Origin of the sequence: Burkholderia sp. 567 (genome assembly GCF_040545115.1) — a bacterium.
Lineage (GTDB): Bacteria > Pseudomonadota > Gammaproteobacteria > Burkholderiales > Burkholderiaceae > Burkholderia > Burkholderia ambifaria.
On sequence record NZ_JBEPLG010000006.1, the window covers coordinates 178,956 to 203,530 of the forward strand.

Annotated in this window: 21 protein-coding genes; 9 read left to right on the forward strand and 12 right to left on the reverse strand. The window is 67.4% G+C overall.

Annotated elements, in window-relative coordinates; genetic code table 11:
* Positions 1-41 precede the first annotated feature (41 nt).
* The 3 genes from hcp (at position 42) to ABIC50_RS18960 (ending at position 3,262) form a co-directional block, all read left to right on the forward strand.
* The gene (hcp, locus tag ABIC50_RS18950; RefSeq protein ID WP_354166135.1) at positions 42-1,709 is read left to right on the forward strand and encodes a hydroxylamine reductase; all 1,668 of its coding nucleotides are present in this window, start codon (positions 42-44) and stop codon (positions 1,707-1,709) included.
* Positions 1,710-1,722: 13 nt separating this feature from the next.
* Positions 1,723-2,745, forward strand: coding sequence for a 2Fe-2S iron-sulfur cluster-binding protein (locus ABIC50_RS18955; protein ID WP_354166137.1), 1,023 nt, complete (start codon positions 1,723-1,725; stop codon positions 2,743-2,745).
* Positions 2,746-2,860: 115 nt separating this feature from the next.
* Positions 2,861-3,262 (forward strand): PPC domain-containing DNA-binding protein, encoded by a 402-nt coding sequence (locus tag ABIC50_RS18960; protein ID WP_354166139.1) that lies wholly within the window; start codon positions 2,861-2,863, stop codon positions 3,260-3,262.
* Between the two features lie 39 nt (positions 3,263-3,301).
* Here ABIC50_RS18960 and ABIC50_RS18965 read toward each other — a convergent pair whose 3' ends face one another.
* The 4 genes from ABIC50_RS18965 to ABIC50_RS18980 form a co-directional block, all read right to left on the reverse strand.
* Positions 3,302-4,537, reverse strand: a complete 1,236-nt coding sequence (locus ABIC50_RS18965; protein WP_354166141.1) for a DUF2252 family protein — start codon at positions 4,535-4,537, stop codon at positions 3,302-3,304.
* Between the two features lie 109 nt (positions 4,538-4,646).
* A complete protein-coding gene (locus ABIC50_RS18970; protein ID WP_126225626.1) occupies positions 4,647-5,936 on the reverse strand; it encodes an NRAMP family divalent metal transporter in 1,290 nt (429 codons plus the stop codon).
* 687 nt (positions 5,937-6,623) lie between these two features.
* The gene (locus ABIC50_RS18975; RefSeq protein WP_175699305.1) at positions 6,624-6,872 is read right to left on the reverse strand and encodes an adhesin; all 249 of its coding nucleotides are present in this window, start codon (positions 6,870-6,872) and stop codon (positions 6,624-6,626) included.
* A gap of 672 nt (positions 6,873-7,544) precedes the next feature.
* Complete coding sequence (locus ABIC50_RS18980) at positions 7,545-7,979, reverse strand: universal stress protein (protein ID WP_011659079.1); 435 nt, start codon at positions 7,977-7,979, stop codon at positions 7,545-7,547.
* A gap of 397 nt (positions 7,980-8,376) precedes the next feature.
* Between ABIC50_RS18980 and ABIC50_RS18985 the strand changes: the two genes are divergently transcribed.
* The 6 genes from ABIC50_RS18985 (at position 8,377) to ABIC50_RS19010 (ending at position 13,286) form a co-directional block, all read left to right on the forward strand.
* On the forward strand, positions 8,377-9,861 hold the full coding sequence (locus tag ABIC50_RS18985; protein WP_354166143.1) for an amidase: 1,485 nt from the start codon (positions 8,377-8,379) through the stop codon (positions 9,859-9,861).
* 246 nt (positions 9,862-10,107) lie between these two features.
* On the forward strand, positions 10,108-10,800 hold the full coding sequence (locus ABIC50_RS18990; protein ID WP_175695127.1) for a hypothetical protein: 693 nt from the start codon (positions 10,108-10,110) through the stop codon (positions 10,798-10,800).
* Between the two features lie 128 nt (positions 10,801-10,928).
* The gene (locus ABIC50_RS18995; RefSeq protein ID WP_175726357.1) at positions 10,929-11,762 is read left to right on the forward strand and encodes an arylamine N-acetyltransferase family protein; all 834 of its coding nucleotides are present in this window, start codon (positions 10,929-10,931) and stop codon (positions 11,760-11,762) included.
* A 106-nt stretch (positions 11,763-11,868) separates the two neighbouring features.
* Positions 11,869-12,045, forward strand: a complete 177-nt coding sequence (locus ABIC50_RS19000; RefSeq protein ID WP_354166504.1) for a ribbon-helix-helix domain-containing protein — start codon at positions 11,869-11,871, stop codon at positions 12,043-12,045.
* A 1-nt stretch (position 12,046) separates the two neighbouring features.
* A complete protein-coding gene (locus ABIC50_RS19005; protein WP_175654572.1) occupies positions 12,047-12,397 on the forward strand; it encodes a VOC family protein in 351 nt (116 codons plus the stop codon).
* Between the two features lie 10 nt (positions 12,398-12,407).
* A complete protein-coding gene (locus tag ABIC50_RS19010) occupies positions 12,408-13,286 on the forward strand; it encodes a class I SAM-dependent methyltransferase (RefSeq protein WP_354166145.1) in 879 nt (292 codons plus the stop codon).
* Between the two features lie 15 nt (positions 13,287-13,301).
* Here ABIC50_RS19010 and ABIC50_RS19015 read toward each other — a convergent pair whose 3' ends face one another.
* The 8 genes from ABIC50_RS19015 to ABIC50_RS19050 all read right to left on the reverse strand — a co-directional run bounded on the left by ABIC50_RS19015 (position 13,302) and on the right by ABIC50_RS19050 (position 24,521).
* The gene (locus ABIC50_RS19015; protein WP_354166147.1) at positions 13,302-18,143 is read right to left on the reverse strand and encodes an NAD-glutamate dehydrogenase; all 4,842 of its coding nucleotides are present in this window, start codon (positions 18,141-18,143) and stop codon (positions 13,302-13,304) included.
* Between the two features lie 151 nt (positions 18,144-18,294).
* A complete protein-coding gene (locus ABIC50_RS19020; protein ID WP_012366298.1) occupies positions 18,295-18,516 on the reverse strand; it encodes a hypothetical protein in 222 nt (73 codons plus the stop codon).
* A gap of 195 nt (positions 18,517-18,711) precedes the next feature.
* Positions 18,712-19,650, reverse strand: a complete 939-nt coding sequence (gene arcC, locus ABIC50_RS19025) for a carbamate kinase (protein ID WP_354166149.1) — start codon at positions 19,648-19,650, stop codon at positions 18,712-18,714.
* 64 nt (positions 19,651-19,714) lie between these two features.
* Positions 19,715-20,725: an ornithine carbamoyltransferase gene (locus tag ABIC50_RS19030; protein ID WP_354166151.1), complete on the reverse strand. Its 1,011-nt coding sequence runs from the start codon at positions 20,723-20,725 to the stop codon at positions 19,715-19,717.
* A gap of 47 nt (positions 20,726-20,772) precedes the next feature.
* A complete protein-coding gene (gene arcA / locus ABIC50_RS19035; protein ID WP_175695121.1) occupies positions 20,773-22,029 on the reverse strand; it encodes an arginine deiminase in 1,257 nt (418 codons plus the stop codon).
* 17 nt (positions 22,030-22,046) lie between these two features.
* The gene (gene arcD / locus ABIC50_RS19040; protein ID WP_354166153.1) at positions 22,047-23,501 is read right to left on the reverse strand and encodes an arginine-ornithine antiporter; all 1,455 of its coding nucleotides are present in this window, start codon (positions 23,499-23,501) and stop codon (positions 22,047-22,049) included.
* Between the two features lie 112 nt (positions 23,502-23,613).
* Positions 23,614-23,946, reverse strand: coding sequence for an RNA-binding protein (locus ABIC50_RS19045; RefSeq protein WP_354166506.1), 333 nt, complete (start codon positions 23,944-23,946; stop codon positions 23,614-23,616).
* A gap of 386 nt (positions 23,947-24,332) precedes the next feature.
* Complete coding sequence (locus ABIC50_RS19050; RefSeq protein WP_012366292.1) at positions 24,333-24,521, reverse strand: 4-oxalocrotonate tautomerase; 189 nt, start codon at positions 24,519-24,521, stop codon at positions 24,333-24,335.
* Positions 24,522-24,575: the final 54 nt, after the last annotated feature.

A 24,575-nucleotide genomic window follows, 5' to 3' on the forward strand; every position in this document is an offset into this window, starting at 1 on the left:
CGCAGCGACCCGCGCCCCCATGATCGACAAAGGAGAACACCGTGTTTTGCTATCAATGCGAACAGACCGACCGGACCGGCGCGCGGCCCGGCTGTGCATCGGCGAAAGGCAATTGCGGCAAGGATTCGACGACGGCCGACCTGCAGGACCTGCTGGTTCATGCGGTGAAGGGCATTGCCCAGTACGGCGCGATCGCGCGCACGATGGGCGTGCCCGATCGCGACGCCGAGCGCTTCGTGCTGTACGCGATGTTCACCACGCTGACCAACGTGAACTTCCATGCGGCGCGCTTCGTCGCGCTGCTGCGTGAAGCCGCGCAGACGCGCGATCGCGTGAAGGCCGCCTGCGAAGCGCACGCCCGCGCCGCGGGCACGGCGCTGCCGGTGCTGCACGGGCCGGCCGAGTGGCAGCCGGCGGACGATCTGGCGGGCTTGCTGAAGCAGGCGGCGAGCGTCGGCATCGACGCGGGCCTCGACACGGTGGGCGCGGATATCGTCGGGCTGCGCGCGCTGGTGCTGTACGGCCTGAAGGGCGTGTGCGCGTATGCGCATCATGCGCAGGTGCTCGGCTACGAGCGCGACGACATCTACGAAGGCGTCGACGCGGCGCTCGCGTTCCTCGCGGGCAATCCGGCCGACGTCGACGCACTGCTCGCGCACGCGCTCGATCTCGGCCGGCTGAACCTGACGGTGATGGAACTGCTCGACAACGCGAACACCGGCCGCTTCGGCGCGCAACAGCCGAGCGCCGTGCGCGTGTCGCCGGTGGCGGGCAAGGCGATCCTCGTGTCGGGCCACGATCTCGGCGATCTGCACGCGCTGCTCGAACAGACGGCGGGCACCGGCATCCAGGTCTACACGCACGGTGAAATGCTGCCGGCTCACGCGTATCCGTCGCTCAAGGCTTTCCCGCATCTGGCCGGCAACTACGGCGGCGCATGGCAGGACCAGCAGAGCGACTTCGCGCGTTTCCCCGGGCCGATCCTGATGACGTCCAACTGCATCATCGAGCCGCTGCCGCAATACCGGCAGCGCATCTTCACGACGGGGCCGGTCGGCTGGCCGGGCGTGCGCCATCTCGAACATCACGATTTTCCGACGCTGATCCGTGCCGCCCAGGCGCTGCCGGGCTTTCAGGCCACGGCGCCGGAGCAGACCATCACCGTCGGGTTCGGCCGGCATGCGGTGCTGGGCGTCGCGGACAAGGTGATCGACGCGGTGAAGGCCGGGCAGATCCGCCACTTCTTCCTGATCGGCGGCTGCGACGGCGCGGCGCCGGGGCGCAATTACTACACCGGGTTCGCGGAGCAGGCGCCCGACGATACGGTGGTGATGACGCTTGGTTGCAACAAGTACCGGTTCAACCGGCACGCGTTCGGCGATATCGGCGGCATCCCGCGCCTGCTCGACATCGGGCAGTGCAACGACAGCTATTCGGCGATCCGGATTGCGACCGCGCTCGCCGATGCGTTCGAATGCGGCGTGAACGACTTGCCGCTGTCGCTCGTCATCTCGTGGTTCGAACAGAAGGCCGCGGCCGTGCTGCTGACGCTGCTCGCGCTCGGCATCCGCAACATCCGGCTCGGGCCGACGCTGCCCGCGTTCGTCACGCCGGGCGTGCTCGCGGTGCTGGTCGATCAGTTCGGAATCCAGCCGATCGGCGACGCCGGCGCGGACCTCGCCGCGGCGCTCGCGCGCCGGGCGGCGTGAACAGGATCGTTCGATGAGCTACCGGATCGAGATCACGACGCGTGACGGCGCGCCGTTCGGCTTCGACTGCGAGCCCGGCCAGGATCTGCTCGCGGCGGCGGCGCAAGCCGACATCACGCTGCCGTCGCAATGCCGGCGCGGGAGCTGCGGCGCATGCCAGGCGACTGTCGTCGACGGCCCGTACGAGATGCAGGCGCACAGCGTCGACGCGTTGCCGGCCGGCCAGCCCCGCGCGGTATTGCTGTGCCGGACGACGCCGCTCGGCGATCTGCGGGTTGCGGCGCCGTACGACCGCGCCAAGGTGCTGCTGCAGCCGGTGCCCGTGCGCACGGCGCGGATCGCCGCGCTCGACGCGATCGCGCGCGACACGATGCGCGTCGAGCTGCAGATCGAGCCCGACGACGCGTTCGGCGTGGCCGCGGAGTTCGAAGCCGGCCAGTTCGCGGAGCTGGAAGTGCCGGGCAGCGGCCTGCGCCGGCCCTATTCGCTCGCGAACACGAGCAATTGGGATGGCCGGCTGGAGTTCCTGATCCGGCTGCGGGCGGGCGGCTGGTTCTCGACCTATCTGCGCGAACGCGCGCGGCCCGGCGATCGGCTGACCGTGCGTGTGCCGATGGGCGGGTTCGGCCTCTTCGCCGACAGCCTGCGGCCGCGCTGGTTCGTCGCGGGCGGCACGGGGCTCGCGCCGATCCTGTCGATGCTGCGGCGCATGGCCGAGTATCAGGAGATGGGCGACGCCCGGCTGTTCTTCGGCGTCAATGAGGAAAGCGAACTGTTCATGCTCGACGAGCTGGAGCGCTTGCGGGCCGAGTTGCCGCAGTTACGGGTCGATGTGTGCGTATGGCGGCCCGGCGTGGAATGGACCGGGCTGCGCGGCACGCCGGTCGACGCGTTGCGCGCGGCGCTGGCGCACGCGCCGGTGCTGCCGGATGTCTACGTTTGCGGCCCGCCGCCGCTCGTCGAAGGTGCGCGGGAAGTCGCCGTCGCCGCCGGCGTGCCGGACGCGCAGTTCGCGAGCGAGCGGTTCACCGTGTAACGCGAGCACCGCGTGTTGCGGCGACGGCGTTCCATCCGGCAGGCGCAGGCTTGCCGGATTGCCTGGTCGAACGTACGCTTTGTCGACACCCACGCCCCTCAGCAGGTGAACGACCATGCAAGCCCATCCTCTGCGTCTTTCCCCCGGCGACAATCTGCGCGCCGCCATCGAGCACGCGGTGCGCGGGCTTCGCGCACACGCGGCATTCGTGATCCAGGGCATCGGCAGCCTGAACGTCGCGCAGTTGCGCTATGCCGGCGTCGACGCGCCGACCGAACTGCGCGGCGACCTCGAAATCCTGACGCTGGCCGGTTCGGTCTCGCCGGACGGCGCGCACCTGCACATGTCGGTTTCGGACGCGCAAGGCCGCGTCTCGGGCGGGCACGTCGCGAGCGGCTGCGTGGTGCGTACGACCGCCGAGATACTGCTCGTGCTGTTGCCCGCGCATCGTTTCTCGCGTGAACCCGACGCGGGCACCGGATTCAACGAGCTGGTGATTCGCCCGGACACACGCTGATCGCGCGGATCCTTCGCGGCGCATGACCGGTGCGTCGATTCAGCGGACCGCCTTGCCGAGCACATGGCGCCGGCAATGCTCGAGATACGCTTGTTCATGCGCGGCCATCAGTTCGATGATGCTTTTCCACAGCCATGAAGGCGCGTCGAGGGTCTTCGGACGCTGGCGCCGCAGCTCGGCGCGCCACGCGCGCTGCGTCGCGTCGTCCATCTGCGCGGCATGCGCGCGGCCGATCACCAGCGCGAGGTAGCGGGCGACTTTCACCGCGTCGGCCTCCGACAGCCGTTCCGCTTCCAGTTTCAGATCCTGCGGCATCAATTCGCGCATCACGACGGCGCGCCCGTCGAGGCGTGCCGCGCACATCCGGCTGCCCAGCATCGGCGACACGTGCCGCGCGCCTTCGAGCACGCGTTGTGCGGCATCGCCCGGCATGCGTACCCCGGGGTATTTCGGCGCCTTGGCGGCCGTGGCTTCCTTGATGTCGATCAGGTAGGGCGGATGTCCGTCGGAACAGGCGTCGTCGATATCGAGCATCACCGCGTAGCGGCGTCGGCCCAGCGAGCTGCAGCCCTTCACCCAGAACGCGGCGTCGAGCACCTTCATGCCGGCGTCGCAATGTGCCGTGCGGCTGAGCGCCGCGCCGATCGTCGAAACCGGCGCGGTTTCGAACAGCGTGAGGATGGCGCTGCGCTCCCGTTCCGACAGCGGCCAGAAGCGTTTGCCCAACGGGATGTGCGGCGCGGTGTTCATGATCGTCTGCCGGTCGAGTTTGCGCCACGAGCGATGCAGCGCCGCCTTCATCGCGATCTGCACCTCGTGAGGGCGTTGCATGTGGCTGAGTTCGTCGCGGCGGCGGCTGTCGAACGCCTGCTCGTATCCGTCAGCGAGCGCCTCGATCATCCGCCACGTGATGATGCCGGGCAGATCGGAGCTGCGCGCCGCGGTGGCGAGCGAGAACCCCAGACGCAGCACATCGTGGACCGGATTGCCGATCACGCTCTGGTCGAGATCGCGAATCTGCACGGCGACTTCACCCGTCTTCGACGCGACGGGCCCCAGATTGCCGAGATGGCAATCGCCGCCGATCCATATCGCGGGTCCGTCGGGCACGGTGCCGGATCGATGGTCCGCCAGCCATGCGTAAAAGTGCTCGGCGCTGCCGCGCGTATAGGTGTGGATCGAGCGCGCCATTTTGCGGCTGCGCAGATTGGCGAGAATGGGCGCGCGCTGGTCGCAGGCCGGCAGCTTGGCCGATCCGGCGGTTTTCTTGGCCACGATGCGTCCTCCTTCCATCCGCGGCATGCGTTCCCGGTGCGTGTGCACCGCGCGATGCCGGTTTATTCCGGCGAGGCGAAGCGCCGACACGGCGGCGCGGCGGGGCCGCTCAATCCGGCACGAGCACGCCCATCGCCGCGATCACCATCGCGGACGTCGCGAGCCAGCCGCCCCATGCCAGCACGCCCCTGACGGCGAATTCGCCCATGATGCGTCTGCTGCCGGCCATCAGCATCATCACGAACATGATCGGCACCGCCGTCACGCCGTTGATGACCGCACTCCAGTAAAGCGCCCGGATCGGGTCGAAATGCATGAACGTGATCGCGACGCCGCCGATGGTCGCCAATGCGATCACGCCGTAGAACTCGGGCGCGACACCCAGCCGCAACGCGAGGCTGTTGCGCCAGCGGAAGGTGCCCGCGGCCGCATACGCGGCGGATCCCGCGAGAACCGGCAGCGCCAGCAGGCCGGTGCCGATGATCCCGAGCGCGAACAGCACGTATGCGAAGTGCCCGGCGACGGGCTCGAGTGCCCGTGCGGCATCGGCCGACGTCTTCACGTCGATGTGATGCATGTGGAGTGTCGCCGCGGCCGTCAGCGTGATGAAGAACGCGATGATGTTCGACACGCCCATGCCGACCCAGGTATCGACGCTGATCCGCCGCAACTGCGCGGGCGCCTGGTGCGGCATGATTCGCAGCGGTCGCTGGTTCGGCGCCGCGCGCAATTCCTCGACTTCCTGCGACGCCTGCCAGAAAAACAGATAAGGGCTGATCGTGGTGCCGAGCACGGCGATGACCGTCGTCAGGTACGCGGCATTCAACTGGATCTGCGGAAGCACGATCGCACGGCCGACCTCGTGCCACGGCACGGGCACGATCAGCGCGACCGCAACATAGGCGAGCAGCGTCAGCGCGGTCCATTTGAGCAGGCGGGCGTAACGGTCGTACGGCACGAAAATCTGCAGCACGACCGACACGCCGCCCAGGCAGACGACATAGAGCTCTTGCGGGCCGTGCAGCAGCAACTTGACCGCCGCGCCCATCGCCGACAGGTCGGCCGCGATGTTGATTACGTTCGCAATGGTCAGCAGCGCGACGGTCGAATAGAGCAGCCACGGCGGATAGTGCGTGCGCATGTTCGACGCGAGGCCCTTGCCGGTCACGCGGCCGATGCGCGCGCTGATCAACTGGATGGCCGTCATCAGCGGATAGGTCAGCAGCAGCGACCACAGCAGTTCGAAGCCGAACTGCGCACCCGCTTGCGAATAGGTACCGATGCCGGAAGGATCGTCGTCGGCGGCGCCGGTGACGAGCCCCGGCCCGAGGCGGCGGAGCCACGTGGTCGCGCGAGGGCGCGGTTGTTGTGCGGAATCGATGGACTCGTTGTCGTTCATGTTGGCGGCCCGTTAGGAAGGCCAACGGAGTCGCAAGCGGCGTGCCCGGGCGGGATTGGCGGGCGATGGGCTTCGGTTGCGGAGTCGCGCGCAGCGGAAAGCCGCTGCGGGCGGTGCGCGGGGAGGCGCGCGGGAGGCGTGGATAGGGGAGGCTGGGCGGACGGCGCGCGGGTGAATCAGCCGCGCCAAATCGGCCGTCGACGCGCGTTGCCCGGAGGTTTTTGCCGCGTCCGCAATGGCATGGACTTGCGTGGAATGGCGCGCAGGCCGCTCATCGATTCGTCGAGCGCGGGGTTGACGGCGTATTGCGGCCTAACCGCAGATCAGGGCCGGTCCCGCGGAGCACTAAGTGCCACGGACGCTATGGCTTGGATTTGCGTGAAGTGGCGCGCAGCCCGCTCATCGATTCGTCGCGCACGGGGTTAACAGCGTATTGCGGGCTAACGGCAGGTCAAGGCGGTGCCGCGGAGCACTAAGTGCCGCGGCCGCTATGGCATGAACTTGCGTGAAGCGGCGCGCAGGCCGTTCATCGATTCGTCGAGCGCGGGATTGACGGCGTATTGCCGGCTATCGGCAGGTCGGCGGCGCGGTCGCGCGGAGCACAAAGGATGGAAGGCGCCGGTCGCGACCGCTTCGAGCCACGCGGCGCGACGCGGGCGCAGCCGACACGGCGGCGCCCGTTCGACCTCAACGCGCGGCCATCGCGGCATCCTGATTGCCGCGTCCGGTCACGAGACAGCCGGACATGAATGCCTCGCTCTGGCTGGTGGCTGCCGCGTTGCCGAAGCCGCGGCTGAGCGCGTCGTATTTCACCTGCTCGGCGCCTTGCGAGCACGCGGTCGGACTGGCGTCGCGGCCTTGCGCATGCAGCAGCGCCCGATCGCCGATCAGGTAGGCCAGCAGCGCGAAAAAAGCGATGTGTACCACTCGTCTCATGATTCGTCTCCTCGTCGCTCAAGCGTAACGCGGACACGTGTCGCGAAGCATTGGGGCTTCCCCGGGTAATCGTCTGCTGAAATGTCCGTGGGCCGACGTAATGACGTCCCTTTTTGCCCATCGTGGCGGGGAAAGGAGTGGCAGGCGGCCGGACCGGCGCGCAATCGATGCGAGTTTGACGAATGTCAGGGTGCGGGCGGGGCGAGACGGTCGGGCTATGGGGCGAAGCGATAGCATGAATGCATGTTCTGACGGAACGCGATGCGCGGCAAAGCGATGGGCGCGGCGGTTCCGAATGCAGCGGGTACGTGTTGAACATCGCTATCGAAATAGTGAGGAATCCAAATGCTTAACGTCTCTTCGGTCCTGATCAGCATGGCGCCGTTGTGGGTCATTCTGCTGGGCGCGTCTTCCGCGGCGGCCTATCTCGTGTTCTGGCGCAAGGCGATCAAGTAAGCCGGTCGATGCTGCGTGACAACGCACGCGTGCGCGTCGCAGTATCGGTACATGGCACACGACAGCATTGCGCCGTGCTACGCGCGTCCTTGCATCGACGCGAATGAAACGACCCGCCTGAGCGGGTCCATGACGGCCTCGTCCCGCCGGTGCGCGCATCGAGCTTGACGACGCGGTGCCGCCCAACACGACGGCGACGCGGCGGCGATCAGCCGCTTATCGCACCGCCGTCACCGGCACATTCGAAATCCGCACGAGCCGGCTCATCACGCTGCGGCGGAACATCGACAGCATCGTATGAACCGGATCGAGCCGCGGTGCGACGACGACGATTTCGTCGCAGCCCATCTCGGCCGCGACGGCCGCGATCGTGTCGGCCACCGGCCCGACCTTCTTCACGACGCTGTACCGGACTCCGGCTTCCCGTAGCACCCGCTCGGCCATCGCCAGATCCTCGCACGCGAACTTGTCTTCGATCGAGCGCAGCCGCGACAGCGGGTGAAACGCCTCGAGCCGCGTCGCTTCGAGCGGCGGCTGTACGTTGATCAGCACGATCTCCGATGCGCAGCGTTCGTGATACAGGAAGGTCGCATGGCGGACCGCCTGCAGCGAACGGGGCGAATGACCGACAGGAACCAGCAGCTTGAGCATGGACGATGCTCCGAAGTCGAGATGTTTCCAGCGTAGCGCGCCGCCGGATCGCTCGATCTAAAGAAATCGGGCGGCCACGTAAAAATGCCGTCAACGCCGGCCGTCGCGTTGTGTTGCGCCTATTAGAAATATAAGAAATTTAAGTTTATGCGCATAAACGTTTTCATCAGCCGGTCGGCAAACCCCCTCCTGCTGCCATGCGGCATGCCGATTTAGTCGGATCCTCAATGAATCGCGGCGGAAAATATCGAAGGTCGGCCAGCGGGCGTCGCGTAGAGTAGGGCATCGGTCGCGGTGCGGCCCCTCCAGCCCTTTCCAGGCCCGTTGCCGGCCGCTCGGGACGGAGTTCGGCCCACCACGCGGCTCGCCATTCCCTTCCAGTTCCAGGAGACCTCGCATGCCGCACGGCGCCCCGCAGTTTCTCGCTCCCGCTTCCATCACCGTCGACCCGATCGTGCGCCTGTCGGCCGGCGAGCTCGCATCGGCGATCCGCAGCAAGGCGGTTTCCTGCGTCGAGACGATGCGTGCGTATCTCGATCACATCGAGCGCGTGAACGGTGCGGTGAACGCGCTGGTTTCGCTGCGTGATCGCGCGACGCTGCTCGCCGAGGCCGCGGAAAAGGACGCGGCGCTCGCCCGCGGCGAATATCACGGCTGGCTGCACGGGATGCCGCAGGCGCCGAAGGATCTCGCGATGACGAAAGGGTTGCGGACGACCTACGGCTCGCCGATCTTCCGCGATAACGTGCCGCAGGCCGACTCGGTCGGCGTCGGGCGGATGCGCGCGGCGGGCGCGATCTTCATCGGCAAGACCAACACGCCGGAGTTCGGTCTCGGCTCGCACACGTTCAACGAAGTCCACGGCGCGACGCGCAATCCGTACGACCTGACGAAGAGCGCCGGCGGCAGCAGCGGCGGCACGGCGGCGGCGCTCGCCGCGCGCATGCTGCCGGTCGCGGACGGCAGCGACTTCGGCGGCTCGCTGCGCAATCCGGCCGCGTTCTGCAACATCTACGGCTTGCGTCCGTCGCAGGGCCGCGTGCCGCGCTGGCCGGCCGTCGACGTGTTCATGCAGCAGCTCGGCATCGAAGGGCCGATGGGCCGCACGGTCGGCGACGTCGCGCACCTGCTGTCGATCCAGGCCGGCTACGACCCGAACGATCCGCTGTCGCTCGCGGAAGATCCCGCGGTGTTCACGAAGTCGCTCGACAAGGACCTGCGCGGCGAGCGCATCGCGTGGGTCGGCGACTGGAACGGTTATCTCGCGACCGAGCCGGGCGTGCTCGCGCAGTGCGAAAAGGGGCTCGCGACGCTGCGCGAGATCGGCTGCGACGTCGATGCGGCGCTGCCGGCATTCGCACCCGACCGGATCTGGCGCCTCTGGCTCACGCATCGGCATCTGCTGTCCGGCGGCGGGCTGCTCGCGCACTATCGCGACCCGGCACGGCGTGCGCTGCTCAAGCCCGAGGCGATCTACGAGGTCGAAGGGCTGCTCGCGATGCAGGGCGCCGACGTGTTCGACGCGAGCATCGAGCGCACCGCGTGGCATCAGGCCGTGCTGAGCTTCTTCGATCGCTACGACTTCATCGCGGCGCCGACCGCGCAGGTGTTCCCGTTCGACATCGAACAGCGCTGGCCGAAGGAGATCGCGGGCCGCGCGATGGATACCTACCACCGCTGGATGGAAACGGTCGTGCCGTGGACGCTGGCCGGCTGCCCGGTGATCAGCGTGCCGGTCGGCTTCAACGACGCGGGGCTGCCGATGGGGATGCAGCTGATCGGCCGGCCGCGCGCGGATCTCGCGGTGCTGCAGCTCGCGCGCGGCTACGAGCAGGCGGCCGACTGGGTCGGCCGGCGGCTGCCGGCCTGGATGGCTGCCTGACGCACGCCGCGGCTTCGAGCCGGGGCGCCCGCAATCAGCAATATTGATGCAGGCAAGGAACGAATCCCGATGCGCGCTCGAGATCGCGCGGCAAATGCGGACGAATGCGCGCGGCGAGCCCGGACGGCGGCGGAATTGCAAGCGGCCGCGGCGCGCGATTTCGTTTCGATGTGTTTCAGTCGTTGCGGCGGCGCGCGACGCGCTTCGACAATATCCGCATCAATAATTCGGGCACGAGGGAAACAGATGAAGCAGATTCGCGCGACGGGCAAGCACCTCGCATCGGCAGGCATCGCATTCGGCATCCTGCTGGGCGTCAACGGCAGCGCGCATGCGCAACTCGACCTGCAGGCGATCGGATCGTCGCTGCTCGGCGGCGGGCAGCAGCAGGCCGCACCGTCGCAGGGCGGCGTCGCGCAATTGCTGCAGGCGTACGTCGGCGCGAACCAGCAGGTGCTGGCCGGCCAGTCGTCGCTCGCGTCGGCGATGGGGCTCACCGGCGCGGCCGGGCAGGCGCAGCAGGCCGCCGGCCTGCTCGGCGGCGGCAACGCATTGACGCCGGCCGCGCTGTCGCAGATGGGCGGCGCGCAGCAGTCGGTGTCGCAGGCGCTCGGCCAGGCGTTCGCGAGCGGCGGTGCGACGCACGGCCCGGTCGACAAGCAGGCGTTCAGCAACGGCCTCGCATCGCTCGGCCAGGGCCTCACGCAGTACTCGCAACTGCAGTCGGGGCTCGGTAGTCTCGGTTCGACCAGCGCAGCATCGCTGCTGCAGGCGGGCCTGAATCCGCAGAACATGCAGGCAGCGACGTATATCGCGCAAAGCGCGCCGAGCCAGTTGCAGTCGCTCGCGTCGACGCTCAGCCAGGCCGTGCAGTTCGCGACGAGCCAGGGCATCTCGGTGCCGGCGGTCGCGTCGTCCGCGCTGAAGCTGCTGCCGTAACGTTGCCAGCGCCGCGCGCCAGCGGTGCTGGGTAGCCGCGCCGCGCACGCAGCGCTGGGAAGGCCCCGCGCAACATGGGGATTGCGCTCGATGCTATCGTGCGTGTTCCCCGTTTCCGGTGCCGGTTCATGACTGACTCGTTCGACCTTCCGCGCTATTTCGCCCGCATCGGCTACGACGGCCCGGCCGAGCCGACGCTCGACGTGCTGCGCCGGCTGCATCTGCTGCACCCGCAGGCGATCCCGTTCGAAAACCTCAATCCGCTGACCGGCGCGCGTGTCGCGCTCGACGTGCCGGCGATCGTCGACAAGGTGGTCGCGCACCGCCGCGGCGGCTACTGCTTCGAACTCAACAAGCTGTTCTACACCGCGCTCACGCACATCGGATTCCGCGTGACGCCGTTGATCGCGCGTGTGCGCTGGATGCGGCCGGCCGACGTCGTCACCGCGCAGACGCACATGCTGCTGCGCATCGATCTCGACGGCGCGACGTGGCTCGCGGACATCGGCTTCGGCAGCGCGACACTCACCGCGCCGCTGCGCTTCGTGCCCGACGAGCGGCAACTGACGCCGCACGGTGCGTTTCGGGTGGTCGGCGCACCGGTCGACGGCGAGTTCGACATGCAGTTCGAGATTCCCGACGGCTGGCAGACGACCTATCGCTTCTCGCTGAAGCGGGCCGAGTGGATCGATTACGACGCCGCGAACTGGTTCACGTCGACGTATCCCGAATCGATCTTCGTGAACGACCTGATCGCATGCCGCGTGCTGCCGGACGGCCGCGCGGCGCTGTTCAACACCGTGCTGACGCTGCGCGACGCGGCGGGCGCGGGGCGCACCGTCACGTTCGACGACGCGGCGGCGTGGGGCGCATGCCTGCGCGACACGATCGGCATCGATACGACCGGCTTCGATCTCGACGCGCTGTTCGCGCGGGTGGCGGCGCGGGCCAACATGACGTGACCGCGTAGCGAGCGGCGGCATGGCCGGCATCGACGTCCGCCGCACGCCACGCCGCCGATTCCATTCCCTGTTTGACTTTTGCTATTTTGCTAGCATACTAGTAATCATGGGCGACGAAGAAGTGAAGCAGTTCAACGTGTACCTGCCGCTGAGCCTGATCCGGCAGGTCAAGCATCGCGCCATCGAAACGGAGCAGTCGCTGTCCGCGCTGGTAGCCGACGCATTGCGCGCATATCTGGCCGCTCCGCCACCGGGAGCCGGGCCGTCCACCAAGGAGGAGTGACATGTCATCCGGGCGAATCGAAGCTGTATACCTGACGACGCACAACTGGGGCAAGTCGGCGAAGTTCTTCCAGGCGCTGGGCTTCACGCTGGAATTCGAAACCGATCACGCGTCGGGCCAGTTGAGGCGCGGCGACGGCCCGTATCTGTTCATCGCCGAAGTGCCGACGAGCGAGACGCCGGACATGCAGGTCGTGCTGACGGTGCCGGACGAACAGTCGGTCCGGCCGCAGCCGATCGTCGACGTGGTCACGCCGTTCGAGGATACGCACTGGGGCACGCGGGACATGACCGTGCGAGACCCCGACGGTCGCGTGTGGCGCTTGCAGGCGCCGGGCACATCGGCTGCATGAGGCCGCGGCGATGACTGGCCTCCATCAGGACCATCAAGACCATCAGGACGCCCCCGACAGCACCGCCGCCCGCGTCGCGCTGTGGCGCGCGCTGCACGTCGAGCTCGATGCGCCGCCGCACGTGCTCACCGACGAAGTCGGCCTGCGCCTGCTTGCACCGGCGCCCGGCTGGCAGCAGCGCGGCGACATGGATCCGCGGTTCACGCGGCCGTTTCGCGCATCGATCGTCGCGCGGGCGCGCTTCATCGAGGATCTCGTCATCGACCAGGCCGCGCAGGGTGTGAGCCAGTACGTGATTCTCGGCGCGGGGCTCGACAGCTTCGTGCAGCGCCGGCCGGAGATGGCGTCGCGCCTGACCGTCTTCGAAGTCGATCCGCCCGCGCCGCAGGCGTGGAAGCGGCGCCGCCTGACCGAGCTCGGTTTCGGCGTGCCGGACTGGCTGCGGTTCGTGCCGGTCGATTTCGAGGCGCAGCAGTCGTGGCGCGACGCGCTCGTTGGCGCGGGCTTCGATGCGGGCAAACCGGCGGTCGTGGTGTCCACCGGCGTCAGCATGTACCTGACGCGCGACGCGAACGCGGCAGCGCTGCGCGAAGTCGCGTCGCTCGCGCCGGGTTCGACGTTCGCGATGACCTTCCTGCTGCCGCTCGAGCATGCGGATCCGGACGTGCGCCCCGGGCTCGAAATGGCGGCGAAGGGCGCGGCCGCGAGCGGCACGCCGTTCATCAGCTTCTTCATGCCGGCGGAGATCCGCGCGCTCGCGGCGCAGGCCGGCTTCGCGCGGGCCGAGCATGTGTCGGCCGCCGAGCTTACGCGCCGCTACTTCGCCGATCGACCCGACGGCCTGCGTCCGCCGAACAACGCGGAAGAGCTGCTGGTCGCGATGGTGTAACGCCACGGTCACCCGTCACGCGCGTTCCAGCACGGCCATCTCGCGCACGATCACGAGCAGCACCGCGAGGCTCGCGCCCCCGGACGCGCGCAAGTCGGCGAGCAGATGCTCGTAGCGCTCCAGCGCGGCTTCGCGGCGTTCGCGCCATGCGTGGACGATCGTCTCCGGCGCCGTCGAGTCGGCCGATTCCGCCAGCGCGCTGGTCGCAAGCGTGCGCTTGAGCCGCGCGATTTCCGCGAGCGCGGCCGCGCGCGCCAGCATGTCCCAGTGCGTCGGCGCCGGCAGCGTGGCCGCGCGTTCGCCGATCCACCGGTAGTTCAGCAGCGTGCCGAGCGAGAAGTACACGCCCGCGACCAGCTCGAGGCTGCGATCGCAGGTCGCGGCCACTTCGGCGATGTCGAGCAGCGCGGCCGAGATGTCGCCGTTCGCGACGCGCCCGGCGAGCGCGCTGTCGACGCCGGCGTCCACCAGCACGCGCTGCCGCTCGGACAACGCCTCGAGATCGCTCGTCGGCAGCAGCGACGGCAATTGCGGCGCGAGGCGCTGCACCGCGTCGCGGCAGCGCGCGATCAAGCCGGCGACGCCGCCGTTGGCCACCGCGCCCGATTGCAGCTGCCGCAGGAACCACAGCGCCGCGCGCTCCAGCAGCCGTGCGACGTCGACGAACATGCGCGCCTGCACGTCGTCGGCGACGCGGTTGTCGAGCGCGTCGATGTCGCGCCACACCGCATCGAGATCGAACACGTCGCGCGCCATGATGCACGCGCGCACGATGTCGCCCGGCTTCGCGTCGGTTTCCTCCATCAGCCGGTGCACGAACGCGCAGCCCACGCGGTTGACGAGCGCGTTGGTCAGGTGCGTCGCGAGAATCTCGCGCCGCAGCGGGTGGCGCTGCATCGGTTCGTTGAAGCGCTGTTGCAGCGGCGTCGGGAAATAGTCGACGAGCATCGCGGCGACGAGCGGATCCTCCGGGACGTCGGAGTCGAGCAGCGCGTCGTACAGCCACATCTTGCTGTACGCGAGCAGCACCGCGCGCTCCGGCGACGTCAGGCCCTGTTTCGCGGTTTGCCGTTCGGCGATCTCGTCGTCGGTCGGCAGGAACTCGATCACGCGGTTCAGGCGGCCCGCGCGTTCGAGCCAGCGCATCAGGCGCGCCTCGGCGTCGAGCAGCTCGACGCTGTAGCGACCGGCGATCGACAGCGCCTGCGTCTGGTAGTAGTTGTCGCGCAGCACCAGCAGCCCGACTTCGTCGGTCATTTCCGCGAGCAGGGCGTTGCGCTGCTTCTCGGTCATCTCGCCGTCGCTGACGACGAGGCCGAGCAGGATCTTGATGTTGACTTCGTGGTCCGAACAATCGACGCCCGCCGAGTTGTCGATCGCGTCGGTGTTGATGCGCCCGCCGCGCTGCGCGAACTCGATGCGGCCGAACTGCGTGCAGCCGAGGTTGCCGCCCTCGCCGACGACCTTGCAGCGCAGGTCCGCGCCGTTCACGCGCACCGCGTCGTTCGCCCGATCGCCGACTTGCTGGTGGCTTTCGTGCGCGGCCTTCACGTAGGTACCGATGCCGCCGTTGTACAGCAGGTCGACCGGCGCCTGCAGGATCGCGCGGATCAGCTCGGTCGGCGGCAGCGCCTGTGCGTCGATGCCGAGCGCGGCCTGCACGGCCGGCGACAGCGGGATCGTCTTCGCGGTGCGCGCGTACACGCCGCCGCCCTGCGAGATCACGGAGGTGTCGTAGTCGGCCCAGCTCGAGCGTTCGAGCGCGAACATTCGCTCGCGCTCCGCGAAGCTCGTCGCCGGGTCGGGGTTCGGATCGAGGAACACGTGTCGGTGATCGAAAGCGGCGACGAGCCGGATATGCGGCGACAGCAGCATCCCGTTGCCGAACACGTCGCCCGACATGTCGCCGACGCCGACCACGGTGAAGTCGGTCGTCTGCGTATCGACGCCCATCTCGCGGAAGTGCCGCTTCACCGATTCCCACGCGCCGCGCGCGGTGATCGCCATCTTCTTGTGGTCGTAGCCGACCGAGCCGCCGGACGCGAATGCATCGTCGAGCCAGAAGCCGTATTCGTGCGAGATCGCGTTCGCGTAGTCGGAGAAGGTGGCCGTGCCCTTGTCGGCCGCGACGACGAGATATGGATCGTCGGGATCGTGCCGCACCACGTCGGGCGGCGGCACGATCGTGTTGCCGGCGAGATTGTCGGTGAGGTCGAGCAGCCCGCGCAGGAACGTCTGATAGCACGCGATGCCTTCGCGCATCCACGCTTCGCGATCGCTCGGCGGCGGCGGGTTCTTCACGACGAAGCCGCCTTTCGAGCCGACCGGCACGATCACGACGTTCTTCACCATCTGCGCCTTCATCAGCCCGAGCACCTCGGTGCGGAAATCCTCGCGGCGGTCGGACCAGCGCAGCCCGCCGCGCGCGACGCGCCCGCCGCGCAGGTGCACGCCCTCGACGCGCGGCGAGTACACCCAGATCTCGAACATCGGCTTCGGCTCCGGCAGGCCGGGCACCTTCGCCGGATTGAACTTGAACGACAGGTACGGCTTCGATTCGCCGTTCGCGTCGAGCAGGAAATAGTTGGTGCGCTCGGTCGCGTTGATCACACCGAGGAACTGGCGCAGGATCCGGTCCTCGTCGAGGTTCGGCACCTGGTCGAGCGCCGTCTCGATGGCCTTCAGCAGGTGTTCGGCCTGCACGTCGCGCGTGCCGCCGATGGCCGGGTCGAAGCGCAGCAGGAACAGCTCGACGAGCTGCCGTGCGATCGCCGGGTTGCCGGTCAGCGCGCGCTCGATATATGCGTCGCTGAACGTCGAGCCGACCTGCCGCAGGTATTTCGCATACGCCCGCAGGATCGTGACCTCACGGGCGCTCAGGTGGGCGCGCAACACCAGGCGGTTGAAGTCGTCGTTCTCGATCCGGCCGCTCCAGATCCGGTCGAACGCATCCTCGAACAGGCCCTTCACGCGCTCGATGTCGAACTCGGTGTCGTCGGCGAGTTCAAGCCCGAAATCGTGCACCCACGCGGGCGCGGCATCCTGCGTCTGGATCCGGTACGGCCGCTCCTCGTCGACGCGCACGCCCAGATGTTCCAGCATCGGCAGGCTGCGCGACAGCGCGATCGGGTCGCCCGCGCGATACACCTTGAAGCGGAACGCGCGCGGGCCGGCCTCGATCGGGCGGTACAGGTTCATCGCGAGCTGGCCCGACTCCTTCACGCGCTCGATCAGCTCGATGTCGCGCACGGCCGTGCGCGCCGGATAGTCGTCGCGATAGCCGGCCGGGAACGATTCCGCATAGCGCTGCAGCAGCCGGTTGCCTTGCTCTTCGCCGAACGCGTCGAGCAATGCGTCCGCGAGATCGTCCTGCCAGCGGCGCGCGACCTGCACGAGCCGCGCTTCGAGCTCGCGCGTGTCGACGTCGGGCATCGTGCCCGGTTCCGCATGGACGACGAAATGAATCCGCGCGATCGCCGATTCCGACAGCAGCGGCGTGAATTCGACGTTCACGCCGTTGTATGCGTCGACGAGCAGCTTCGCGATGCGGCGGCGCAGGTCGGTGTTGTACTTGTCGCGCGGCACGAACGCGAGGCACGACACGAAGCGGTCGAAGCGGTCGCGCCGCACGAACAGGCGCGTGCGCTGGTGTTCCTGCAGGCGCAGGATGCCGAGCGCGATGTCGTAGAGCTGGTCTTCGTCGGCCTGGAACAGTTCGTCGCGCGGATAGGTTTCGAGCACCGTCACCAGCGACTTGCCGAGATGCCCCTTCGGCAGGAAGCCCGCGCGCCGCACGATGTTCGCGCACTTGCGGCGCACGATCGGGATCTCGGCGCTCGACACCATGTACGCGGTCGACGTGTAGAGCCCGATGAAGCGGCGCTCGCCGATCACCTTGCCGTCGGCGCCGACCAGTTTCACGCCGACGTAGTCGAGGTAGCCGGGCCGGTGCACGGTCGCGCGCGAGTTCGCCTTCGTCAGGAAGATCGGCCAGGGGCCGGTGATGATCTCGGCGGCGGCCGGCGGCAGCGGCGTCACGTCCGGCGCGCCGGACGGCCGCAGCGATTCGCGCAGCAGGCCGAAGCCGGAGCCCTCGACGCCGCGCAGGCCGAAGCCCGACGCGTCGGATACCAGCGAGTAGTCGCGCTGGCCGAGGAACGTGAAGTGGTCGGCGGCCATCCATTCGAGGAACGCGCGCGCCTCGATGTCTTCCGCGGTGGATTCGCGGGCTTTCATGTCCTTGATCGTCGCGCGCGCGATGTCGACGATCTTCGGCCAGTCCTCGACCGACGCGCGCACGTCGCCGAGCACGCGCGCGATGTCGTCGCGCAGCGTGTCGAGCAGCGCGGCGTCGCCGCAGCGGTCGACTTCGAAATGGATGAACGACGCGAGCTGCGACTGGCCGTCGGGGGCCGTCGCGCCGCCGGCGTCGACACGCTCGATCCCGCCGTTGCCGCCGCGCCAGATGCGGAACACCGGGTGCAGCGCGGAGTGCAGCGCGAGCCCGAGGCGGTTCACCGCCATCGTCACCGAGTCGACGAGGAACGGCATGTCGTCGTTGACGATCTCGATCACCGTGTGGTCCGAGTGCCAGCCGTGCTGCTCGACGATCGGGTTGTACACGCGCAGCCGCTCGCTGCCGGGCACGAATTTCTGGGCGGTCTGCCAGTGCGCCATCGCGGCGCCGTACAGGTCGGCGATGCTGCGATCCTGCAGATCGTCGGCGTCGACGAAGTCGTAGTAATGACGCAGGAACGGTTCGACGATCCGGAACGTGGCTTCGGGCAGGCGCCCGCGCGCGAATTCGACGACATCCGAGAGCAGGTGTGCGACGACTTCCTCGTTCTTCGCTTCCATGGCGGTCTCCTGATCGGCTGGCCATTGGCTGCTGCGTTGTGTGTTCGGCATTATGCGCCGATTGCGTGACGGAGCGATGTGCGGGCGCACAACGGGGAGCAGGGAAGGAAGGGGCGCACGCAGCGCGCGTGCGCGGCGCTGCGCGGGCGGGTCAGGCGAGGTCCGGCGGCTTCAGGTCGGGGTGCCGCGCGTAGAGCGGGTTCATGAAGTCGAGCAGCATCGTGGTCAATACTTGCGACACGAATTCGCGATAGGCGACGAATTCATGGGGCGGGCAGGTCTCTTCGACCCGCCGCAGCGATTGATCCAGTTGCCCGCCCATCGACACGATCATGTCGTTCAGTGCGGTGGCGATACGTTTGTCGTCGATCATGCGGTCTCCTTCCAGCGCCGCGGCGTGCGGCGCGTTCGGTTGGGCGTTACCGCGGTTCGAGCGCATATCGCGCGGGAGGTTCCGGCGACGCCGAACCGTGACGCGCGTGATCGATGTGTCCGTGACGCAGTGCACTGATCGACGGCACGCCGGCCGAACGCATCGGCACGGATATTGCAGCGCCGCACATCTCCGCTATCGCGGTTTCCTGCAACGGATGCCGTTCACCTTCGTGGTGACGCGCGTGCCGGCTCGACCCGCGACGATCGCGGCGATATCGGCGAGCGAGCCGATGGCCGCGTCCCGGCCCGTCTGTCGTACGAACTCGATGGCGGCCTGCACCTTCGGCCCCATCGAGCCGACCGCGAAGCCGAGCTCATCGAGCGCGTCCGGATGGGCGGCTTCGATCAGCGACTGGGTCGGCAGGCGCCAGTCCACGTATGCGCCGTCGACGTCGGTGACGATCAGCAGCAAGTCCGCCTGCAATTCGCGCGCCAGCAGCGACGCGCACAGATCCTTGTCGATGACGGCTTCGACACCCGCGAGCTTGCCGTTCGCATCGTAGCGCGTCGGGATGCCCCCACCGCCCGCGCAGATCACGATCGCGCCTTTTTCCAGCAGCCATTTGATCGGACGGATCTCGAAGATGCGGTGCGGTCGGGGGCTCGGCACGACCCGGCGAAACGCGTCGCCGTCGGGCGCGATGTGCCAGCCATTTTCGTGCGCGAGCCGTTCGGCCTCCGCGCGCGAATAGACTGGGCCGATCGGCTTGGTCGGCCGGTCGAACGCCGGGTCGGCAGGGTCCACTTCGACTTGCGTCAGCAGCGTGGCGAACGGCATGTCGGCGGGCAGCAGGTTGCCGAGTTCCTGCTCGATCAGATACCCGATCATTCCTTCCGTCTGGGCGCCGAGCACGTCGAGCGGGTACGGCTCGACCGGTGCGTAGGCGGCAGCCTGCAGCGCGAGGAGCCCGACTTGCGGGCCGTTGCCATGCGCGATCACGAGTTCGTTGCCGGGGGCGATCCGGGCGATCTCGGCGGCGGCGATTCTCACGTTCTGTCGTTGCCGGGCTTCGGACATCGGCTGATTGCGTTGCAAGAGCGCGTTGCCGCCCAATGCGATGACGATGCGCATCGTGTTTCTCCTTGAAGTGCGGACGGTGCGATGAGACGCACCATCCGGTGGCGCGTGCGGGTCGTCAGATGCCGCCGAGTGTCGAGACGAGGACGGCCTTGATCGTGTGCACGCGGTTTTCGGCCTGTTCGAACGCAATGCAGCGCGGCGATTCGAACACCTCGTCGGTAACCTCGATGCCGTCTTTCAGGTGCGGATAGCGTTCGGCGATCTGCCGGCCGACTGTCGTGTCACTGTTGTGGAAGGCCGGCAGGCAGTGCATGAACCGCGTGCGCGCGTTGCCCGTCGATTCGAGCAGCGTGCGATTGACCTGATACGGCAGCAACGCCGCGATCCGCTCGTCCCATGCTTCGACCGGCTCGCCCATGGACACCCACACGTCGGTGTGAATGAAGTCGACGCCCTCGACTGCCGCATGCGGATCTTCGGTCAAGAGGATCCGCGCGCCGCTTTCGGCCGCGAACGCCTCGCATTGCGCGATCAACTCCGCGGCCGGCCACAGCGACTTCGGTGCGCCGATCCGCACATCCATCCCGAGCTTCGCGCCGATCAGGAGCAACGAATTGCCCATGTTGTTGCGCGCATCGCCGAGATACGCGTAACTGATGTCGTGCAACGCCTTGTCGCTGTGCTCGCGCATCGTCATCACGTCGGCCAGCATCTGCGTCGGATGGTATTCGTCGGTGAGTCCGTTGAACACGGGCACGCCCGCGTAGCGCGCCAGGTCTTCGACGATCTCCTGGCGGAAGCCGCGATACTCGATGGCGTCGTACATCCGGCCCAGCACGCGCGCCGTGTCCTTCATGCTTTCCTTGTGACCGATCTGCGACGAAGTCGGATCGATATAGGTCACGTTGGCGCCCTGGTCGTATGCGGCGACCTCGAATGCGCAACGCGTGCGGGTCGAGGTCTTTTCGAAGATCAGCGCGATGTTCTTGCGCATCAGGCGCGGCTGTTCGGTGCCGCTGTACTTCGCACGCTTCAGGTCGCGGGCGAGATCGAGCAGGTAGCGCAGTTCGCGCGCGTTGTGGTGGATCAGGCTCAGCAGATTGCGGTTGTGCAGATTGAGGCTCATCGGGTTTCTCCGTGAAAAAGTGGCGGTGCGTCGCGGTGCGCGCCGTTTCAGAAATCGACCGGATCGCGCAGGACCGGACAGGTCATGCAATGGCCGCCGCCGCGCCCGCGGCCGAGCTCGCTGGAGCCGATCGTGATCACCTCGACCCCCGCCTTGCGCAACTGCGTGTTTGTATAGGTATTGCGGTCGTAGCCGACGACGGTGCCCGGTTCGAGGCAGATCATGTTGTTGCCGTCGTCCCATTGTTCGCGTTCGGCCGCGAAATCGTTGCCGCCCGTCTCGACGATGCGCAGCGATTTCAGACCCAGCGCCTGCGCGACGACGTCGACGAACGCCTTGTCTTCCCGCTCGATGTCGATGCCGTTGCGCGCGTCGTCGCGCGGGCGCAACGTGAACGGGACGATGCGGTTCACGACGTCGGGGAATACGGTCACGAGATCGCGATCGCAAAAACTGAACACGGTGTCGAGATGCATCGACGCACGCGAGTTCGGCAGACCCGCGACGATCACGCGTTCGGCCGCGCCCTTCGCGAACAGCGACTGCGCGAGCTGGCCGATCGCCTGGTGCGTGGTGCGTTCGCCCATCCCGACGAGCACGACGCCGCGACCGATCGGCATCACGTCGCCGCCTTCGAGCGTCGCCATCCCGTGGTCGCGGTCGGGATCGCCGTACCACACGTCGAATGTCTCGTCGGCGAACTGGGGATGGAACCGGTAGACCGCGGCGACGAGCAGCGTTTCCTGCCGGCGGGCCGGCCAGTGCATCGGATTCAGCGTGACGCCGCCGTAGATCCAGCACGACGTGTCGCGCGTAAACATCATGTTCGGCAGCGGCGGCAGCACGAACGACGACCGCCCGAGGTAGTCGCGAAACAACGTGAGTGCCTTCGACTGGCTGCCGCCCGGCACGTCGCTCGCCGCGACGCCGCCGATCAGGAATTCGGCGAGCGTGCGGGGTGCGAGGCCGTCGAGCCATGCGCGCACTTCGTCGACGAGACCGATGCCGACGGTGTCGGGCGTGATCTTGCGATCGAGAATCCACGTGCGTGCGGCCGGGTTCGCGACGGTGTCGGTCAGCAGATTGTGCATCTCGAGCACCTCGACGCCGCGCTCGCGCATCTTCGATACGAAGTCGAAATGGTCGCGCTTGGCCTGGTTCACCCACATCACGTCGTCGAACAGCAATTCGTTGCAATTGCTGGGCGTGAGGCGATGGTGGGCGAGCCCCGGCGAGCAGACGATCACCTTGCGCAGCTTGCCGACTTCGGAGTGGACACCGACTTGAGGCGTGACATGGGTCATGTTCGTTACCTGTTCGATCAAAGGGAGATGAGACCGCGATGGAGCGCATAGGCCGCGACGACGGCCGCGACGGCGGCCGCCGCAAAGACGATTTTTTCGGCGGTCGTGAACACGGGCTTGCCGAGTTCGCGCTTCGCCTTCGCGAACAGCAGCGCGCCCGGCACGTAGAGCAGGGCAGACAGCAGCAGGTACTTGACGCCTGCCGCGTAGAGCAGCCACACCGTGTACGTCACCGCGAGCGCGGCGATGCAGCCGTCCTTGCGGCGTGCGCGGGCGTCGGCTCCATAGGTTTCGCCGCGCACGACGAGCAGGAGCGCGTAGGCGGCCGACCAGAAGTACGGGATCAGGATCATCGACGTCGACAGATAGATCAGCGACAGATAGGTGCCCTGGGCGAACAGCGTGATGATCAGGAAAATCTGGACCATCACGTTCGTGAGCCACAGCGCGTTGGCCGGCACGTGGTTCGCGTTCTCCTTGCGCAGGAACGCGGGCATCGTGCGGTCCTTTGCGGCCGAGAACAGGATCTCCGCGCAGAGCAGCACCCACGACAACAGCGCGCCGACGAGCGACACCACGAGGCCGACGCCGATGACGACGGCGCCCCAATGTCCGACCACATGCTCGAGCACGGCGGCCATCGACGGGTTCTGAAGCTTCGCGAGCTGCGGCTGCGTCATGATGCCGAGCGACAGCAGATTGACGAGCACGAGCGCGAGCAGCACGCCGGCGAAGCCGATCACGGTCGCACGGCCGACATCGCTGCGCTTCTCGGCGCGCGCCGAGTAGATGCTGGCGCCCTCGATGCCGATGAACACCCAGACGGTGGCGAGCATCATGTTGCGGACCTGGTTCGTCACCGAGCCGAGCGACGGATTCGCGTGGCCCCATATGTCGGCTCGGAACACGTCGAGCCGGAACGCGAAGAATCCGATCGCGATGAACACCACGAGCGGGACGATCTTCGCGACGGTCGTGACGAGGTTGACGAACGCCGCTTCCCGGATGCCGCGCAATACGAGGAAATGGACGGCCCACAGCAGCACCGAGGCGGCCGCGATCGCGGCGCGCGTGTTGCCTTCGCCGAACATCGGGAAGAAGTAGCCGAGCGTCGAGAACAACAGCACGAAGTAGCCGACATTACCGACCCACGCGCTGATCCAGTAGCCCCATGCGGACGAGAAGCCCATGTAATCGCCGAACCCGGCCTGCGCATACGCGTAGACACCGCCGTCGAGCAGCGGCTTGCGGTTCGCGAGTGTCTGGAAGACGAACGCGAGGGCAAGCATGCCGACCGCGGTGATGCCCCACCCGATCAGGATCGCGCCGGCGTCGGCTGCGGCAGCCATGTTCTGCGGCAGCGAGAAGATGCCGCCGCCGATCATCGAGCCGACGACGAGAGTGGTCAGCGCGCCGAGCGGCAGCTTGCGCGTGGCGGGTCGCGCAGTATCGGTGTGAATCAGTTCAGCCATGAGGCTTCCTTGTAATCGACGAGCGTGCGTGAAGTCGTCGCGCGCACGTGGCCGCCGCGCGTACGGCGGTGCGTACGGCGCGGGGATGCGTGTTTACTGCTGGGGGCGACCGTTATCGGTGCAGCGTGATGGCCGGCGTTTCGCGTGACGGCTCGTTCCGGCTTTCCTGTTGACGCCGGGCTTCGGCGGCGTCGCTGTAATCCCAGAATGAAAAGATCCAGATGCGAATCCGGCGGCGCTTCCAGTACATGCCGTTCAGGCGTTTGCGGATTTCCCCGAGCGCACCGCGGTTGGCGCCTTCGACGTCGATCAACGCACCCGGCCTCGAGCTTGCTTGCCCGATGAACAGGATGTGCGTGAAAGTCTCTCCGGTGTATTTGTGAAGAAAACCCTGAAGCTCGTTGCGCGTGATGTCCGGATTGAGATTGTCGACGAGCATTCTCATTGTTTCTCCAGGGTGGGTGCTTGAAACCGAAGTGAGTCGATTTCGATCATCGGGTGTCAAACCGGACATCGGAAAATCGAAATGAAAATCGCGCGAATCCATCGAGCGGCGGTGCGCGGCAGGTCCGGCGTTTTCCCTCGGTTCTCTCTTTTCGGTATTGCTCGAACGAATTGAATTCAAGCGCAATTGTCCGTCATGCGCTGCAATCGATTTTGATCGACGTCAATGGGTAATTTTCGGGATAAGACGCAGGTGTTTGACGGCAGGCGGCAGGCCGACGGGCTTGCCGATGTGGCGGGGAAGCGGGGAGAGCGGGGGAGAGCGGGCGGGGCTGGGACGCGTTGCGTCCCGTCAAGCGGTGGATTCGAATGGTTCGCGGCAGCGGCTTATTCGCGCTCGCTCCACAGCTTCCCGGCCGTCGCCCAGTTCTCCTTCTTCACGTCGGCGAGGATGATGTCGACCGAGCCCGGGTCGCAGCCGAGCGTCTCGCACGTGACGCGCGTGATCGCTTCGACGAATGCACGCTTCTGCTCGACCGTGCGGCCTTCGAACAACTGGATATTGAAAGTCGGCATGACTGGATGCTCCGATGGTTGGGGTGAATCGGTTCGCGTTCGTCGGGACGCCGG